Genomic DNA, 16,484 nt, shown 5'->3' on the forward strand with positions numbered 1-16,484 from the left:
GTTCTGTAGCTTTAGAGACCTTAGCTTCATCACACCGTTTAGGCGTTATTAATGTCATAAAAGATGTCATAAAAATTTAAGCTTACACGTGTAAGCTTAATGTGCAATACTAGGCAAATCGAACATTTACTCTAGTAGGATAATCATGTCTGCATCATCGGCGAGCGAATACAGTGACATCGAAGAACGCGCCAATGCGATAACCCATGGCTTGGGTGTTGTGCTTGGCGTGGTTGGTTTAATCCTGCTGCTGATTCGTGCGTTTGACCATCAAGCCGACATACTGACTATTGCGAGTATGGCGGTATATGGCAGCAGTATTATCCTACTCTTTCTCGCTTCCACGCTTTATCACTCGATCACCACAGAAAAAACCAAGCGTTTATTGAAAACCCTCGATCACTGTGCAATTTACTTACTCATCGCAGGTAGCTACACCCCGTTTTTATTGGTTGGCTTAAGAACCCCATTAGCGATGGGCTTGATGGCGGTTATCTGGGGAATTGCGCTGGTCGGTATCATCATGAAGATTGCCTTCGTCTACCGATTTAAGCGTCTATCGCTGTTCATTTATTTAGCGATGGGCTGGTTGTCGTTGATTGTGGTGTATCAACTGGCGATGAATATCGAGATGGGCGGCTTGGTGTTATTGGCGCTCGGCGGCGTGATTTACTCGTTGGGCGTTATTTTCTATGTGGCCAAACGCATCCCTTACAACCATGCCATCTGGCACTTGTTTGTTTTGGCGGGCTGCGCTTGCCATTTCTTCGCTATTTATTTGTACGTGACTCCGGTTTAGCGAGCCAGTACCTCAGTAATCTCTGCTTTAATCTGATATTCAGGGTGTTGTTCTAGGTCGAGCTTGATTAGCTTGCCTTCTTCACCCGTCTTTGGTCGCAGATATGTGTCGGCCATTCGTTTGATTGATTTCCACACTGCAACTTCTTCTTCTGCCAACAACTCACCTTCTGCAGTAAATACGCTGATGTTAAGTGATACCAAAATAACCGCTTGAGTGCCTTGGTTGGTGATGGCTGTCGGAATTATAAGCTCACCATCTTCATAGCGACTTGCACCCAGTACAACATCCACTCCTGATTGAGACAGCTGTAAGCTTGGCTTCTTACTATCAACCACAATTGTAGTGCCACGCGTGTTCGTTGCGACAGGTACGGCTACGACAGGGGCTGCTGCAATAGGCGCTGCTGAAACAGGCACTGCGATCTCTGATGTTGTCACTGCTGCTTCCGTTTGCTTCGGTGCCACGTATTGCCAAGTAAAATCATCTTTGAGTAACACTTGTTTGCCATCAGGCAATGTGACCATTTGATCAGCAAAGGCAGAACTTACGAATACTGAGTTTGCGAGCAATGCGCCAGCGAGAAGTACGTATGATTTCATCTGTGTTTCCTTGATTTTGTCTTGGTTAGCGTCGCCAAAAGGCTGGGAAAAATAGAACAATGAGCGTCAATATCTCAAGTCGCCCCATCAGCATTCCTAAGCTTAGCAACCATTTAGCGGCGTCTGGCAGTGGAGCAAAGTTCCCGGTTGGACCGATCACGCTGCCCATGCCTGGGCCCACGTTGGCAACGGCTGTGATAGCACCAGATATACTGGTCACAGGATCAAGCCCCATCGCGCTCAAGCCACCTGCAATTAAGATAATCGTAATAAAGAACATCAAACCAAATGCGACCAATGAACGCACAATGTCGTCATTAACGGGGCGTTGGTTATAGCGTTGAATAAAGACACCTGATGGGTGGATCAACTTCATCATCTGTTTGTGAAGCATGGTCATCGCGATCTGGAAGCGGAAGATTTTGATACCGCCAGAGGTTGAACCTGAGCACGCGCCCGCCATCATTAGAAACGCAAACAAGGTCGTTGGCAGTGCACCCCACGCGGTGAAGTCTTCTAAGCCAAAACCGGTAGTGGTAACTACGGACACAATATTGAACATCGAAACACGCATCGCATCCATGACCGTGTAGCCATCTCTAACCACCAACCATGTCGATATCACGGCACTGGTGACTAAGAATAGATAGGTGAAGCCTCTCACTTGCGCGTCTTTGTAGAGGATTGAGAGTTTTCTGCCACGCAGTGCGCTAACGAACAGTAGGAACGGCAGACCACCAAGGAACATGAACAGGGTTCCCACCCAGTGAGCACTGTTAGAGAAGTGGTTCATCGAGCCATCTGATGTTGAGTAACCACCCGTAGACAGTGTTGTGAAGGCATGATTGATCGCGTCAAAGATGCCCATGCCTGCAAAGAGATAGCTAATGATGCACAAGCCAGTCAGAACCAGATAAACCGCCACGATGTTCTTCGCGACCGTTTTTGCTCGTGGGCTGCTTTTATCTGACCAGTCGGATGATTCGGTTTGGAACAGGCGCATACCACCGACGTTGAGCATTGGCAGAACCGCTACCGCCATAACGATGAAGCCGATGCCACCTAACCATTGCAATATAGAACGCCACAACAGAATGCTTGGTGCCATGCTGTCTAAGCCGCTTAATACGGTTGAGCCTGTTGTGGTGATACCAGACATGGTTTCAAAATAGGCGTCAGTGAAGCTGATGTGGTTGATGAAGACAAACGGCAGTGCAGCAAAGGCACTGGCTATCGTCCATACCAGAGAGGTGATCAGGAACATGTCCCGCACCCCAAGTCGGAACTTAGCGGAGCGCCCTAAGCTCAAGCAGATGAACGCCACAATGTGCGTGATCACTACCGATTGACCAAACTCGAGGAAGCCACCGGTGCCTGTGAAAAAGGCAACCAATGTGGGGATGTACATGAAAAGGGCGAGTTTTGATAACACTAACCCTATCACTAATAATATCGGACGAAAGTTGACCATAGCTTAATAGACCATCGCTTTGTGCCGAAGCGTCGTTCTCACAAGAAGAAGGTTGCGAGAAGATACTTACGAGAACAAGGCTATAAGAAGAACGGGCTCGGTTGGAATAGAGACTCAACATCAGGTACGTATTTCTTGTCCACTAGGAACATCACTACGTGGTCATCTTGTTCGATTACGGTTCTATCGTGCGCGATAAGTACTTCTTCTCCGCGAACAATCGCACCAATAGTGGTGCCCGGTGGTAGCTTGATGTCGCCAATCGCTCGGCCAACCACTTTCGATGTGGTTTCGTCACCGTGAGCAATCGCTTCGATCGCCTCTGCAGCGCCGCGACGTAGAGATGATACGTTAACAATATCAGCACGACGAACGTGAGTAAGCAGCGCAGAAATGGTCGCTTGCTGTGGAGAGATAGCAATATCAATCACGCCACCCTGAACAAGGTCTACGTAAGCACCACGCTGAATCAGTACCATTACCTTCTTGGCACCCATTCGCTTCGCCAGCATGGCTGACATGATGTTGGTTTCATCTTCATTGGTTAGGGCGATGAACACGTCCACTTGATCGATGTTCTCCTCGGTCAGCAGCTCTTGATCGGCGGCATCACCACAGAATACGATGGTGTTTTCTAATTCTTCAGACAGCTTCTCGGCGCGAGTGTAGCTGCGCTCGATAAGCTTGATACTGTAGCTCTGCTCAAGGCGTTTTGCCAAGCTTGCACCAATGTTACCACCACCGACAATCATGATGCGGCGGTACGGTTTCTCTAGGCGCTGTAGCTCACTCATTACTGAGCGGATGTGGTTACTCGCTGCGACGAAGAACACTTCATCATCGGCTTCAATGATGGTGGTGCCTTGTGGACGAATAGGGCGACCTTGACGGAAAATAGCGGCAACACGGGTATCAATGTGCGGCATGTGCTCACGCAAAGCAGACAATGCGTTACCAACCAGTGGACCACCGTAGTAGGCTTTTACTGCTACTAGGCTAACCTTCTGTTCAGCAAAGCTCACAACCTGCAGTGCGCCTGGGTATTGAATCAGGCGCTCGATGTAGCTGGTCACTAGCTCTTCGGGTGCGATCAGGTGATCGACTGGGATGGCACCTGATTTGAATAACGCTTCTTTCTCTTCTAGGTATTGAGGAGAGCGAATACGAGCAATTCGGTTCGGCGTATTGAAAAGAGAGAAAGCAACCTGACACGCAGCCATGTTGGTTTCATCCATGTTGGTTACGGCAACCAACATGTCGGCATCTTGCGCACCCGCTTCACGTAGTGTGTTTGGGTGGCTGGCATAACCGTTTACAACCCTAAGGTCGTACTTATCCTGAAGTTCACGAAGTCGGTCAGCATTACGGTCGACAATGGTGATGTCGTTGTTTTCACCAACCAGGTTTTCAGCAAGGGTACCGCCAACTTGTCCAGCACCTAGGATAATGATCTTCATAGCCTTTCTCTTTTCTTTACCGTGGTAATTCTAGTTATCTAACTTTATTTTGATAATGCACTAGAAAGAAACAGCGGCTAAGAAATAAATTCTTAGCCGCTGTTAGTTGTTATGCCTGTTTTACTAGAACTGCGTAGTAGAAGCCATCCATATCTTCTTCTCCAGGTAGTATTTGACGACCCGGATTTTCGATATCAGACCCAACCAACGTAGCGTTCTCAGTGCGTGCTAGGAATGCTTTCACTTGCAGCACGTTTTCTTGCGGCGTGATAGAACAAGTCGCATAAACCATGGTGCCGCCTTCTTTCAGCTGACGCCACATTGCATCCATAATCTCGCTTTGCAGTTCAGCCAGCGCATCAATGTCAGACGCACGACGTAGCCACTTGATGTCAGGGTGACGGCGAATGACGCCAGTCGCTGAACAAGGTGCATCAAGTAGGATACGGTCGAACTTATCACCCATCCACCACTCTTCTGGGTAGCGAGCATCACCACAAATTACGTCGGCACGCAGTTGTAGACGCTCAAGGTTATCGTAAACGCGGTCTAGACGTTTAATGTCGCAGTCAATCGCAACCACTTCAGTGTCTTGAGTGTGCTCAAGAATGTGTGCCGTTTTACCACCTGGCGCAGCACAACAATCTAAGATCAGCTCACCATCTTTTGGTGTTAGGTAGTCAACCGAAAGCTGAGCGGCAGCGTCTTGCACTGATACCCAACCTCTGTCGAAGCCAGGAAGCAAAGTAACATCACAAGGTGCAGCTAATTTTATGGCATCGGCTGCTTCTGGGTGCAATGTGTATTCAATGTTTTCGTTTTTAAGTAGTTCAACATACTCGTCACGAGTGTGGTGTTGGCGGTTAACGCGCAGCCACATTGGTGCCTTACTGTTGTTTGCTTCAACCAGTTGCTCCCATTGATCTGGGTAGCTCTCTTGAAGCATTTTTAGAATCCAGCTTGGGTGGCCGTATTTGCCTGCATTGTGACTAACGGCTTTCTCGTCCAGTTCTTCTTGGTCACGTAGGTAGCTACGTAGCACAGCGTTGATCAAACCACTCAGGCTTGGACCACGCAGTGTTTTAGTGCCCTCAACCGTTTCAGCAACCGCGGCATGCGAAGGGATACGCATGAAGCTTAGTTGGTAAATGCCCACCAAGATTAGGTGGTGGAATACACGCTTTTTACCTTTAAGCGGGTTTTCCATCAGTTCGTTAGCGATTGACTCTAAACGAGGCAGGTAACGAAGTGCGCCGTAGCAAATCTCTTGCAGTAGAGCATGGTCTCGTGGACGGATCGTTTTTTGAGCCGCAGGGAGAGCGTGTGACAGAGAGTGGCCTTTATCGACAACTTGGAATAGGACATTTGCAGCAGCAGCGCGAACATTCATGAGGGGTACCGAATATTTATTTGAATACATGAGGGCATCTCTGCCCTCGTAAAGGTTTTCTAAGCTGCGTAATTAGCAGCTTTAAAAGCGGATTAAGAAAGTTGTGTACCAACTTCAAACCAGCTTGCACGTGAGTTCAAGATATCCTGAACTGACATGGCTTTTTTACCTGGAACTTGCAGTTGTTCAAGAACAAGTACGCCTTGCCCTGTCGCAACATAGATACCAGTTTTATCCGCTTGCAGAATGGTACCTGCAGGCTTATCAGAAGTTTGCTCTGCCACACGGCTTTGCCATACTTTAATGCTGTTCTCAGCAGCTTCAAAGTGACTCATTGGCCATGGGTTGAAGGCACGAACGCAGCGCTCAATATGCGCAGCTTCATCACTCCAGTTGATACGCGCTTCTTCTTTGCTTAGCTTCTTCGCGTAGTTCGCAAGCTCATCGTCTTGCTTTTCTGCAACTGCTTTGCCAGAAGCGATGTCCGCTAGACATTCAACAAGCGCATCAGGGCCAAGGCCCGCTAATTTCTCGTACATAGATGCGCTAGTATCTGTCGCTTCGATAGGCAGCGTCGCGATACTTAGCATGTCGCCAGTATCTAGGCCGATATCCATCTGCATGATCGTCACGCCTGTCTCTTTATCACCCGCCCAAATAGAGCGTTGAATCGGAGCAGCACCACGCCAGCGCGGTAGGATAGAGCCATGTACGTTGATACAACCTAAGCGAGGCGTATCTAATACAACCTGCGGAAGCAATAAGCCGTAAGCGACAACAACCATGATGTCAGCGTTCAATTCAGCTAGCTCTTGCTTAGCCTCATCTGACTTGAAGTTTTCTGGTTGGTAAACCGGAATATTGTTTTCAAGTGCGATGTTTTTTACTGGGCTCGCAGTGAGTTTTTTACCGCGGCCTGCTGGGCGATCTGGCTGTGTGTAAACAGCAACAACTTCATGCTCCGAAGACAACAACGCCGCCAAGTGACGGGCGGCGAAATCCGGAGTACCTGCAAAGACAATTCTTAAAGACTGACTCAAGGTAGGCTTCCTTCTAATTTAGTAATAGCAGCGGTTATTAACCTTGTTTCTCGTTGAAACGTTTAATCTTCGCTAGCTTATCTTGGATACGTTTACGCTTTAGTGGCGATAGGTAATCAACAAACAACTTGCCTTCTAGGTGGTCAAGTTCGTGCTGAACACAGATAGCCAGAAGGTCGTCAGCGTCGAATGTGAATTCGTTGCCGTCACGGTCTAGTGCTTTAACCGTTACTTCTGCAGCGCGAGGTACTAGAGCTCGAGCGCCTGGTACAGATAGGCAGCCTTCTTCGATTCCATCTTCGCCGCGCTTCTCAGTAATTTCAGGGTTGATAAGCACCATTGGCTCATCACGTGTTTCTGAAATATCGATAACAACGATGCGTTGGTGGAAATCTACTTGCGTTGCCGCAAGGCCGATACCTTCTTCGTCGTACATGGTTTCAATCATGTCATCAACGAACTTTTGAATCTCTGGGGTAACTTCTTTTACCGGTTTCGCCACGGTACGTAGACGATCATCTGGTAATGTTAATACTTGTAATACAGACATATACACTCGAAATATTGAACTGTGCCGAAACAGCTTAAACCTTGTTGGCTCAATTCTAGACATTTTAGAGGTCAAATGACAGCATCCTGAAGGTAATTCTCCAATCAGATGTCATATATTCAGACCAAGGAACCTAGGTCATGCGTCATTTATTGCCTGCTTTATCTCTTATTTGTGCCTCGATTTCGTTCGCCGCTACGGCTGAAAATAGTGAGCAACCTTTAACCATTAAACAGGGCGCACCTGAGGCGTATGTGGTGGTTAAGGGCGATACTTTGTGGGATATCTCTGCGATGTATCTCGATAGTCCATGGTTGTGGCCAAGGTTATGGCAGGTCAATCCAGAGATAGAAAACCCTCATCTCATTTATCCCGGAGATAAACTGTCTTTGGTTTGGATTAATGGCGAGCCTGTATTGAGCCTCAAGCCTGTTATCAAGCTTAGCCCTAAGATTCGTGTCTCTGAGAAGAAAGCAGTACCTACCGTCAATGAAGGGCTGGTTTTGCCATATTTACAGTCTGATCGCTTGGTAGAGCAGCAAGATATCGAATCAGCGCAACGAGTATTAGGTACCAGCGATGGCAAACGCTTCTTATCGGGTGTAGAACGGTTATTTATCTCAGGTAACCAACAGCATCAAAAGTGGGGTATCTACCGCGCAGTTGAAACCTACCAACGGCAGCAACCCCAAGCAAGTATGACCTCTTTGCGTTTGGTCGCCACGGCGCGCTTAAAAGAAGTGGATGCTGAGTTCAGCAGCTTGCAGATAGACACTCAGCTGCAAGAGGTATTGCTGAACGACCTTGTGCTACCAGAACTTGGTGTTGATCAGGTGAAGCTCTCTACCACGTTTTATCCTGCACCTAGTGCGGCGGGTCAATTTGCTAATATCTTGGGCTCATTAGATGGCAGCCAATACAGCGCGAAGAATCAGGTGGTAGTGATCAACAAAGGTTCACAGGATAACCTTCGCCAAGGTTCTATGTTTACCCTCAGCGAAAGCGGTGCGGTGGTGTTTGGTAAGCAAGGTGAATACAGTTATAAAGAGTCTGCGGCGAGCGATAAGGTGCAATTGCCAAGTACCTCGCTGGGTAGCTTGATGGTCATTCGTCCTTATGAGTATTTTAGCCTCGCGTTGATCACTCAAAGTTCAAAGCCAGTAAGTAATGACATTGTGGCGGTATCGCCTTTGGACCTTGCAGTGACAGAAGAGGGAAGCGAGTGAATGAAGAGCAACTGATCGCTTGGTTAACGTTAAGTTTTATTCCGCAACTGGGTGGAAAGCGTCTTGCTCGCCTACTCAGTGTTGATTCTCCTTTAAATATTGTTGGTTACTCAGGGCAACAGCTGCAAGCATTGGGTTTATCAACCAAACAAATCTCCTATCTAAGAGAACAGGCCCCAAGAGAGGTAGAGGCTTGTCTCGCTTGGCGAGCTAAACAATCCAACCATCACATCCTGACTCCGAGTTGCCCACATTATCCCAAACTGCTTAATGAGATTGCCTCTGCGCCCAGTGTTCTTTTCGTTAAAGGTCACGTTGAAAAACTGATCGAGCCTCAAATCGCGATGGTCGGCAGCCGCAATGCCAGTATTGAAGGACTGCAGACCGCCAAGTCCTTCGCCAAAGAGTTTGTCCAAAACGGTTTAATTGTCACCAGTGGCTTAGCTTTAGGTATCGATGGCTATGCTCATGATGGTGCTCTAGATAAAAGAGGGGAAACTTTTGCAGTGTTGGGGTCTGGCTTGGACTCCATTTATCCTGCCCGCCACCGAAATCTAGCTGAGAGGATCTGTGAGAACGGAGCGCTGATTTCAGAGTTTCGACCGAGTGCTAAACCAAGACCTGAACATTTCCCCCGTCGTAACCGTATTATAAGTGGCTTGTCGTTAGGAACCTTGGTGGTGGAAGCGGCTGAGAAGAGTGGCTCTTTAATTACCGCTCGCTATGCCATGGAGCAAGGTCGAGAAGTGTTTGCGCTGCCCGGTTCTATTCATAGCCCAACCAGTCGCGGAGGTAACAGTCTCATCAAAGCTGGAGCATGTTTAGTGCAAAATGCTCAAGATGTTCTGATTGAAATAAAGAGTCTGTTAAACTGGTCTATAGATCAGCAGCCGAGCTTATTCGAACCTACGCCGAATGAGGGTGAAAATGAACAATTGCCATTTCCACAGCTGTTAGCTAACGTAGGATTAGAGGCGACACCCGTTGATATTTTGGCACAGAGAACCCATATACCTGTGCATGAAGTCATGATGCAGCTTTTAGAGCTTGAGCTCTCAGGGCATGTTGTTGCAGTTTCCGGTGGCTATATTCGAAAGGGGAGAGGCTAAGCTATGATGATGGACATACTGATGTACTTGTTTGAAACCTACATCCATAGCGATTCTGAATTGCAGGTGGATCAAGACGAACTTGAAGATGAACTTCTTCGAGCGGGGTTTCACCAAGATGATATTTATAAGGCTCTCCATTGGTTAGAAGACCTTGCTGCACTGCAAGATACCGATAACCAAGCGGCGATTACTATGTGCTCTAATACCTCGATGCGTGTTTACACAAGTAAAGAGATATCACGTATTAATATGGAGTGTCGTGGTTTCTTGTTGTTCCTTGAGCAGATCAACGTCCTCACGACAGAGATTCGTGAAATGGTGATTGATCGTGTCATGGGGTTAGAGACCAATGAATTTGAGTTGGATGATCTGAAGTGGATTATCTTAATGGTACTGTTCAATGTACCGGGTAATGAAAGTGCTTACACGCAAATGGAAGAGCTGTTGTACACCAAAGAGCAAGGTATCTTGCATTAATACAGGCTTATCATGAGTAGTAAGATTGATAATCAGCTTTTTTCAGCACATGAACATGCGTTAGAGCATGAACCATGTCCACAGTGTGGTGGGGAGCTTCAGCTTCGCCATGGTAAGCACGGCCCATTTTTAGGCTGTAAGCAGTATCCGAGCTGTGATTACATCAAGCCTCTTCATCAAAATGATGGTCATGTGGTGAAAGAGCTGGGCGTTCCGTGTCCTAAATGCCAAAACGAATTGGTATTAAGGCAAGGTCGCTTTGGGATGTTCATTGGCTGTAGCAGTTATCCAGAGTGTAATCACATCGAATCTTTGGACCAACCGAAAGAACAACCTGAAGAGCAGCCACTTTTTGCCTGCCCTGAGTGTGGTCGAGGCCACTTGGTTGAGCGCAAATCTCGCTATGGCAAAACCTTCTATGCGTGTGATAACTACCCTAAGTGTAAGTTCGCCGTTAATCAGCCACCTGTTATAGGTCGTTGTGAACAGTGCCAGTTCCCGTTGTTACTTGAGAAGAAAACAGCCAGTGGTACCAAGAAGCAATGCGCTGATCGCAAGTGTCACCACATTCAATCTCAATAACTCGATATTATAGACACAAAAAAACGGCGCTCACTGAGCGCCGTTTTTGTATCCAATAAACTTTTTATATCAATAAGCCAATGTAGGCTTACTTCATCTGCTCAGCAAACTCATGCACAGCAGGGTAGGCTTGCTTATCAAGAATCTCAGCCAATGAGCACAAAGCTCTTTGTAATTCTGCGTTGTAGTCAGCGCTCACGTTAATGTGACCCATCTTGCGACCTGCACGCTTTTCTTTGCCATACCAATGAACATGACAACCACCTTGAGCAAGAATAGCCTCAGGAAGAGTATCTTCGCCAAGAATGTTGATCATTGCGGTTGGACGAATCAGTTTAGTGCTACCTAGTGGCATGCCACACACTGCACGTAGGTGGTTTTCAAACTGACAAGTCTCTGCGCCTTGTTGCGTCCAGTGGCCCGAGTTATGAACACGTGGTGCAATCTCATTAACAAGCAGTGAACCTTGAACATCAAAGAACTCAAGTGCTAGCACGCCAACGTAATCTAAACGCTCAGCAATGGCAGTGAACATGGTTTTCGCTTGCTCTTGCAGTTCAATGTCATCAATCGCTGTCGATAAGCTCAACACGCCGTCGGTGTGAACATTCTCAGCCAGTGGATACACTTGAACCTCGCCATTGGTATCACGAGCACCAACCAGTGATACTTCGCGGTCAAACGGAACAAACTCTTCAGCCACAATCGCTTGGTTGTCGGTCGCGGTAATGCACTCAGCCATTTCTGCCCAAGTCGCGTCAACATTGTCTAATGTCTTTAAGCGCCATTGGCCCTTGCCGTCGTAGCCGCCAAGTGTGCTCTTCAACACCATTGGTAAGCCAACGTGAGCAATTGCAGCGTCAAAGTCTTCGCGAGAGTTAACCACGTAGTACTTAGCATTCTTCACGTTCGCTTCGTCTAACAGGGCTTTTTCAAGACGACGGTCACCGCCAGCTTTGATTGCTTCTGTTGTCGGTAAGAACTTACCGCTGCGCTCACACACCTCAAGTACATCGTGAGGAATATGTTCGAATTCAGCAGTAATGACGTCCGCACGCTCAATCGCATTTTCTAAGCCGTTACCTAGAATCGCTTGCGTTAATGGGTGAACAATATTTTTGCTGCCAACATCAAAAGCAGAAATTTCAATATTCAGCGGTGCCCCAGCTAGGGACATCATGCGAGCAAGTTGGCCCGCGCCTAACACAAGAACATGCATGGAAATTAGTCCTCTGCAGGGTTTGGATTAGCCAAAACCGTTTCTGTTTGCTCAGAACGGAATGCTTCTACTTTTGCCATTACTTCTTCATTGTGTGTACCAATGATTTGAGCCGCTAGGATGCCTGCATTGGCAGCGCCAGCTTCACCGATAGCCAAAGTACCTACCGCGATACCTTTTGGCATCTGCACGATAGAAAGCAGAGAGTCCATGCCTTTCAGCGCTTTAGACTGAACTGGAACACCCAGAACTGGTACGCTTGTGAAAGCAGCAGCCATGCCCGGAAGGTGCGCTGCACCGCCAGCACCAGCAATAATTACTTTAATACCGCGCTCTTTCGCACTGGTTGCGTAGTCTGCAAGCAACTGAGGTGTGCGGTGAGCAGAAACCACTTTTGTTTCGTACGCCACGCCAAACTGATCCAACATTTCTGCAGCTAGCTTCATTGTTGGCCAATCAGATTTAGAACCCATGATAATACCGACAGTCATCTCAAACTCCTTCAGGTACGATTTAATTAGTGATTAGATATTTTGCGCGCATTATACGGGTAAAATTACTTAAGGAAAACGTTTGCGTCAGTCTAAGTTGTTAATTGATACATTTTATAAACAAATAGCTTTAGTCACAGTGAATGATAATTTGTACACTTAGCGAGTTCGATAACTGACTTAATGAGGCAACCCGTGGATAACTTTCAACATACATTGCAGGCATTACAACAAGGTGAAGTCATTGCTTACCCGACCGAAGGCGTTTTTGGGGTTGGTTGTGATCCTGATAATCCACATGCCATCAAGAAATTACTCGAGTTAAAACAGCGTCCAGTTGAAAAGGGCTTGATCTTGATTGCTGCAAGTTACGAGCAGCTGCTTCCTTATATTGATGAAAGCCAGTTGACGGAAGAACAGTTGGTAACAGTGAAAGCGACATGGCCAGGTCCGGTCACTTGGATTATGCCAACCAGCAGCAAAGTTACTGACTGGGTCAGCGGCCAGTTTGATTCCATCGCGGTACGAGTGACGGATCACCCTTTGGTTCAAAGAATGTGTAATGAGTTCGGCAAGCCGTTAACCTCTACCAGTGCCAACCTGACTGGCGAGCCGCCTTGTATGACGACTGAAGAAGTTCAACAGCAACTGGGTCAACACTTAGTCGCGATTCTAGAAGGCCAAACGGGGGGCCGTGAGAAGCCAAGCGAAATTAGAGATGCAAAAACGTCGAAAATATTAAGACAGGGTTAAACCCTGCAAAGGAAGTAAGATGTCAGCAATTGATAAAGAAGCAGTAAAGCAGTTTTTACTGAGCCTACAAGATTCGATTTGCCAGCAGCTTGAGCAAGCTGATGGTGTAGCGTTGTTTGAAGAAGATGCATGGGAGCGAGAACCTGGCGATCGTCTAGGTGGCGGTGGTCGTACTCGCGTGATGACCAATGGTGCTTTATTTGAACAGGGTGGAGTTAACTTCTCTCACGTCGCTGGTAAAGCAATGCCTGCCTCTGCAACCGCTCACCGTCCTGAGTTAGCCGGACGTAAGTTTGAGGCGATGGGGGTTTCATTAATTATCCACCCTAAAAACCCATATATCCCAACCTCACACGCGAACGTTCGATTCTTCATTGCGGAAAAAGAAGGGGAAGACCCGATTTGGTGGTTTGGTGGTGGTTTTGACTTAACGCCATTTTATCCTGTCGATGAAGATTGCCAATCTTGGCATCAAACTGCTAAAGATCTTTGTGCGCCGTTTGGTGATGATGTTTATCAAGAACACAAAGAGTGGTGTGATAAGTACTTCTATCTTCCTCACCGAGACGAAACACGTGGTGTTGGTGGTCTGTTCTTTGATGACTTAAATGAGTGGGGTTTCGATAAGAGCTTTGCTTATATGCAGGCTGTCGGTGAAGGTTTTGCTGCGGCGTACTTACCTATTGTCGAGCGTCGCAAAGATACACCTTATGGCGAACGTGAGCGTGACTTCCAACTATACCGTCGTGGCCGCTATGTTGAATTCAACCTAGTTTACGACCGTGGTACCTTATTTGGCCTGCAAAGCGGTGGACGCACAGAGTCTATATTGATGTCGATGCCGCCGTTGGCTCGTTGGGAATATCGCTATGAACCGCAAGCGGGCTCACCAGAAGCTCTGCTTTATAGTGACTACCTCAAACCTCGAGTTTGGTAGTTCTTCCTTCCTTATAGGGATAGTGATAGGGTCATCTATATAGATGACCCTTTTTATTATTTCTGTTAGGTAAGGATATGACACAGCAAGTAGATCGTTATGCCGTTTTCGGTAATCCTATTGGGCAAAGCAAATCGCCATTCATTCATACATTATTTGCTCGCCAAACCAGCCAACAACTTACCTATACAGCATTACAGCCAGAGCACGGTCAATTTATCACTGCTGCCAAAACCTTTTTCAGCGAAGGTGGTCGAGGGTGCAATGTCACAGCGCCTTTTAAAGAAGATGCCTATCAGTTAGCCAATCGCCTAACTGAGAGAGCTGAACTAGCTGGTGCCGTAAATACCCTTAAGAAGTTAGATGATGGAGAGATCATTGGTGATAACACCGATGGTGAGGGCTTAGTTCAAGACCTGCTTCAACATCAAGTCACGCTAAAAGGAGCACGTGTTCTTCTTCTTGGCGCTGGTGGTGCTGCGAGAGGAGTGATTCAACCTCTTCTCGACCAAAAGCCACACCAGCTGGTGGTCGCTAATCGAACCAGCTCCAAGGCTGAACTTCTGGCTGAGATGTTTTCGTCGCATGGCAACATCAAGGGGATGGGGCTAAGTGATGTTAATGAAGGCTTTGATGTCATTATTAACTCTACCTCATCTGGTCTAAGCGGGCAGCTTCCTGAAGTGTCTGAGGTGATTTTCAATTCTACTAGCGCCGTTTATGACATGGTTTATGGATCTGGAACGACGGTATTCAATCAATGGGCATTAGATAATGGTGTTCATGCTGCTTATGATGGTTTGGGTATGCTAGTGGGGCAGGCAGCAGAAAGCTTTATGCTTTGGCGTGGTCTTCGTCCGGGAACAAAACAGATTTTAAGAGAATTACGTAAAAATCTAGAGATGTAATGGGGTGTTTATAAAAAATGAATCAATCAATTCTATTTCCTGATATCCAAGATTGGGATGAAGAGAGCCGAACAATCACGTTCCCAGCACAACAGTCGGGCGCATTGATTGAATGTGTCATGTCTATTGAGGAATTATCACGATTGGCAGGTAAAGATATAGAAGAAGGCGATCAAGCTTTAGTTATCTTTTCAGAGTTACGTTTCGATATTGAAGAGCTAGCGGAAGAGTTAATAGAAGAAGAGGAGTATGACTCCTCTAATCGGATTCAGATCAAAGCGCTTTAGACTGAAATTACAGAGTCTAGATAGTCATTTTTATTCTGAACGTAGTTGTCTGCAGACTTCTGTAGAAAGGCACGCTCTTTATCATTTAATGGGCGAGCTTGTTTTACTGGGCTTCCTACATAGAGGTAACCGCTTTCAAGTACCTTGTTTGGTGGCACTAAGCTACCAGCACCAATCATCACTTCTTTTTGGATAATCACGCCATCCAACACGATCGCTCCCATACCAACAAGTACACGATCCTCAATAGTGCAGCCATGCAGCATTACTTTATGCCCGATAGTGACATCATTACCTATTAAGAGAGGATAACCGTCAGGGTTTTCAGCATTCTTATGGGTGACGTGCAAGACACTACCATCTTGGATATTCGTTCTCTCTCCAATATGAATGTGGTTCACATCCCCTCGAGCTGCAACCAAAGGCCACACGCTAGAGTCGTTACCGATTTTGATATCACCAACCAGTACTGAACTGGTATCTATATAGACACCTTGCCCAATCTGAGGGGATATTCCTTTATAACTGCGTATTGAACTCATAAATCCTCCTTTATATAGGCACCTTAAGCCCTTAATTAAGAGGAATACTAGTGAAAATGGGGTGTTTTGAACAAAAAACGCTCGAACAATCAAAAAAGTAAGAAAAACTTCAAAAAGGGCTTGCCAGTGTGATCGAAATCTCTATAATGCCACCTCGCTGACACGGGATGGCTTCGTAAGAAACCAAAACGAATCAGCAGGTCAAATTAGCCAAGCTAAGCGCTTGAAAAAAGTTTTGAAAATAGTGGTTGACACTAAAACTTAAATCGCTAAAATGGCCGTCCGATTTGAGCGAAGCTCAAAAAGGAAAAGCTCTTTAACAATTTAAACCTATCAATCTGTGTGGGCACTCGTTGATGAATATCAAAACGTTTTATCGTTAGATAAAACAGATTCTTCGGAATCAAAATTGATTTCAATGAACTGAGTGACCAATACGTTTAACTACTTGTAGTTATTCGGCACAGTCAATTCATTACCATTCTGTTCCTATTTATTTAAGAAGAGAGGGGTAATAGCTTTAGAATTACATGTTTACTTCGGTAAATATTAGTTTTGAAGTCAGTATTCGTTGAGTCACAAAATCTTAAATTGAAGAGTTTGATCATGGCTCAGATTGAACGCTGGCGGCAGGCCTAACA

18 protein-coding genes are annotated in these 16,484 nt (G+C 46.5%); 9 read left to right on the forward strand and 9 right to left on the reverse strand.

Features of this window, described 5'->3' with window-relative positions; genetic code table 11:
* Nucleotides 1-145 precede the first annotated feature (145 nt).
* Entirely contained in the window at nucleotides 146-799 is a 654-nt protein-coding gene (locus ACED46_RS07440) for a hemolysin III family protein (RefSeq protein WP_371721170.1), read from the forward strand.
* Here the strand turns inward: ACED46_RS07440 and ACED46_RS07445 are convergent.
* From ACED46_RS07445 to def, 6 genes are all read right to left on the reverse strand, one after another.
* Nucleotides 796-1,401 carry a DUF3157 family protein gene (locus tag ACED46_RS07445; RefSeq protein ID WP_371721171.1) on the reverse strand — a complete coding sequence of 202 codons (606 nt, stop codon included), beginning with the start codon at nucleotides 1,399-1,401 and terminating at the stop codon, nucleotides 796-798. The genes ACED46_RS07440 and ACED46_RS07445 overlap by 4 nt on opposite strands.
* A gap of 25 nt (nucleotides 1,402-1,426) precedes the next feature.
* Nucleotides 1,427-2,872: a TrkH family potassium uptake protein gene (locus tag ACED46_RS07450; RefSeq protein WP_371721172.1), complete on the reverse strand. Its 1,446-nt coding sequence runs from the start codon at nucleotides 2,870-2,872 to the stop codon at nucleotides 1,427-1,429.
* Between the two features lie 80 nt (nucleotides 2,873-2,952).
* Complete coding sequence (trkA, locus tag ACED46_RS07455; RefSeq protein WP_004735766.1) at nucleotides 2,953-4,329, reverse strand: Trk system potassium transporter TrkA; 1,377 nt, start codon at nucleotides 4,327-4,329, stop codon at nucleotides 2,953-2,955.
* Nucleotides 4,330-4,438: 109 nt separating this feature from the next.
* Complete coding sequence (rsmB, locus tag ACED46_RS07460; protein ID WP_017058774.1) at nucleotides 4,439-5,719, reverse strand: 16S rRNA (cytosine(967)-C(5))-methyltransferase RsmB; 1,281 nt, start codon at nucleotides 5,717-5,719, stop codon at nucleotides 4,439-4,441.
* A gap of 92 nt (nucleotides 5,720-5,811) precedes the next feature.
* The gene (gene fmt / locus ACED46_RS07465; protein ID WP_017058773.1) at nucleotides 5,812-6,759 is read right to left on the reverse strand and encodes a methionyl-tRNA formyltransferase; all 948 of its coding nucleotides are present in this window, start codon (nucleotides 6,757-6,759) and stop codon (nucleotides 5,812-5,814) included.
* A gap of 37 nt (nucleotides 6,760-6,796) precedes the next feature.
* A complete protein-coding gene (gene def / locus ACED46_RS07470; protein WP_017058772.1) occupies nucleotides 6,797-7,309 on the reverse strand; it encodes a peptide deformylase in 513 nt (170 codons plus the stop codon).
* Between the two features lie 140 nt (nucleotides 7,310-7,449).
* Here def and ACED46_RS07475 point away from each other — a divergent pair, with 140 nt between their 5' ends.
* Genes ACED46_RS07475 through ACED46_RS07490 form a run of 4 tightly spaced genes read left to right on the forward strand, consistent with a single transcriptional unit; the run spans nucleotide 7,450 to nucleotide 10,706 of the window.
* A complete protein-coding gene (locus ACED46_RS07475) occupies nucleotides 7,450-8,535 on the forward strand; it encodes a LysM peptidoglycan-binding domain-containing protein (protein WP_371721173.1) in 1,086 nt (361 codons plus the stop codon).
* Nucleotides 8,532-9,644 carry a DNA-processing protein DprA gene (dprA, locus tag ACED46_RS07480; protein ID WP_017063004.1) on the forward strand — a complete coding sequence of 371 codons (1,113 nt, stop codon included), beginning with the start codon at nucleotides 8,532-8,534 and terminating at the stop codon, nucleotides 9,642-9,644. Before ACED46_RS07475 ends, dprA begins: the two co-directional genes overlap by 4 nt.
* A gap of 3 nt (nucleotides 9,645-9,647) precedes the next feature.
* Nucleotides 9,648-10,124 carry a DUF494 family protein gene (locus ACED46_RS07485; protein WP_029235095.1) on the forward strand — a complete coding sequence of 159 codons (477 nt, stop codon included), beginning with the start codon at nucleotides 9,648-9,650 and terminating at the stop codon, nucleotides 10,122-10,124.
* Nucleotides 10,125-10,136: 12 nt separating this feature from the next.
* A complete protein-coding gene (locus ACED46_RS07490) occupies nucleotides 10,137-10,706 on the forward strand; it encodes a type I DNA topoisomerase (protein WP_017067187.1) in 570 nt (189 codons plus the stop codon).
* Nucleotides 10,707-10,794: 88 nt separating this feature from the next.
* On the opposite strand, the gene ACED46_RS07495 is transcribed toward ACED46_RS07490, so the two are convergent.
* Nucleotides 10,795-11,925 (reverse strand): 5-(carboxyamino)imidazole ribonucleotide synthase, encoded by a 1,131-nt coding sequence (locus tag ACED46_RS07495; RefSeq protein WP_017067188.1) that lies wholly within the window; start codon nucleotides 11,923-11,925, stop codon nucleotides 10,795-10,797.
* Nucleotides 11,926-11,930: 5 nt separating this feature from the next.
* Entirely contained in the window at nucleotides 11,931-12,416 is a 486-nt protein-coding gene (gene purE, locus ACED46_RS07500; RefSeq protein WP_004735777.1) for a 5-(carboxyamino)imidazole ribonucleotide mutase, read from the reverse strand.
* A gap of 195 nt (nucleotides 12,417-12,611) precedes the next feature.
* Between purE and ACED46_RS07505 the strand changes: the two genes are divergently transcribed.
* The 4 genes from ACED46_RS07505 to ACED46_RS07520 all read left to right on the forward strand — a co-directional run bounded on the left by ACED46_RS07505 (nucleotide 12,612) and on the right by ACED46_RS07520 (nucleotide 15,301).
* The gene (locus ACED46_RS07505; RefSeq protein WP_017058767.1) at nucleotides 12,612-13,169 is read left to right on the forward strand and encodes an L-threonylcarbamoyladenylate synthase; all 558 of its coding nucleotides are present in this window, start codon (nucleotides 12,612-12,614) and stop codon (nucleotides 13,167-13,169) included.
* Nucleotides 13,170-13,188: 19 nt separating this feature from the next.
* The gene (hemF, locus tag ACED46_RS07510) at nucleotides 13,189-14,106 is read left to right on the forward strand and encodes an oxygen-dependent coproporphyrinogen oxidase (RefSeq protein WP_371721174.1); all 918 of its coding nucleotides are present in this window, start codon (nucleotides 13,189-13,191) and stop codon (nucleotides 14,104-14,106) included.
* Nucleotides 14,107-14,183: 77 nt separating this feature from the next.
* A complete protein-coding gene (gene aroE / locus ACED46_RS07515; RefSeq protein WP_371721175.1) occupies nucleotides 14,184-15,014 on the forward strand; it encodes a shikimate dehydrogenase in 831 nt (276 codons plus the stop codon).
* A 17-nt stretch (nucleotides 15,015-15,031) separates the two neighbouring features.
* The gene (locus ACED46_RS07520; protein WP_017058764.1) at nucleotides 15,032-15,301 is read left to right on the forward strand and encodes a DUF1488 domain-containing protein; all 270 of its coding nucleotides are present in this window, start codon (nucleotides 15,032-15,034) and stop codon (nucleotides 15,299-15,301) included.
* Here ACED46_RS07520 and ACED46_RS07525 read toward each other — a convergent pair.
* Nucleotides 15,298-15,843 carry a gamma carbonic anhydrase family protein gene (locus ACED46_RS07525; RefSeq protein WP_017058763.1) on the reverse strand — a complete coding sequence of 182 codons (546 nt, stop codon included), beginning with the start codon at nucleotides 15,841-15,843 and terminating at the stop codon, nucleotides 15,298-15,300. The genes ACED46_RS07520 and ACED46_RS07525 overlap by 4 nt on opposite strands.
* Nucleotides 15,844-16,484 lie beyond the last annotated feature (641 nt).

Origin of the sequence: Vibrio sp. 1S139 (assembly GCF_041439475.1) — a bacterium.
Lineage (GTDB): Bacteria > Pseudomonadota > Gammaproteobacteria > Enterobacterales > Vibrionaceae > Vibrio > Vibrio crassostreae_C.

Excerpts from the sequence above, each read along its gene's own strand:
- ACED46_RS07485 (WP_029235095.1), top strand. The coding sequence starts at position 9,648 with ATGATGATGGACATACTGATGTACTTGTTTGAAACCTACATCCATAGC.
- ACED46_RS07440 (WP_371721170.1), top strand. The coding sequence starts at position 146 with ATGTCTGCATCATCGGCGAGCGAATACAGTGACATCGAAGAACGCGCC.
- hemF (WP_371721174.1), top strand. The coding sequence starts at position 13,189 with ATGTCAGCAATTGATAAAGAAGCAGTAAAGCAGTTTTTACTGAGCCTA.
- aroE (WP_371721175.1), top strand. The coding sequence starts at position 14,184 with ATGACACAGCAAGTAGATCGTTATGCCGTTTTCGGTAATCCTATTGGG.
- ACED46_RS07475 (WP_371721173.1), top strand. The coding sequence starts at position 7,450 with ATGCGTCATTTATTGCCTGCTTTATCTCTTATTTGTGCCTCGATTTCG.
- def (WP_017058772.1), bottom strand. The coding sequence starts at position 7,309 with ATGTCTGTATTACAAGTATTAACATTACCAGATGATCGTCTACGTACC.
- ACED46_RS07490 (WP_017067187.1), top strand. The coding sequence starts at position 10,137 with ATGAGTAGTAAGATTGATAATCAGCTTTTTTCAGCACATGAACATGCG.
- purE (WP_004735777.1), bottom strand. The coding sequence starts at position 12,416 with ATGACTGTCGGTATTATCATGGGTTCTAAATCTGATTGGCCAACAATG.
- ACED46_RS07525 (WP_017058763.1), bottom strand. The coding sequence starts at position 15,843 with ATGAGTTCAATACGCAGTTATAAAGGAATATCCCCTCAGATTGGGCAA.
- rsmB (WP_017058774.1), bottom strand. The coding sequence starts at position 5,719 with ATGAATGTTCGCGCTGCTGCTGCAAATGTCCTATTCCAAGTTGTCGAT.
- ACED46_RS07495 (WP_017067188.1), bottom strand. The coding sequence starts at position 11,925 with ATGCATGTTCTTGTGTTAGGCGCGGGCCAACTTGCTCGCATGATGTCC.
- ACED46_RS07450 (WP_371721172.1), bottom strand. The coding sequence starts at position 2,872 with ATGGTCAACTTTCGTCCGATATTATTAGTGATAGGGTTAGTGTTATCA.
- ACED46_RS07445 (WP_371721171.1), bottom strand. The coding sequence starts at position 1,401 with ATGAAATCATACGTACTTCTCGCTGGCGCATTGCTCGCAAACTCAGTA.
- trkA (WP_004735766.1), bottom strand. The coding sequence starts at position 4,329 with ATGAAGATCATTATCCTAGGTGCTGGACAAGTTGGCGGTACCCTTGCT.
- ACED46_RS07520 (WP_017058764.1), top strand. The coding sequence starts at position 15,032 with ATGAATCAATCAATTCTATTTCCTGATATCCAAGATTGGGATGAAGAG.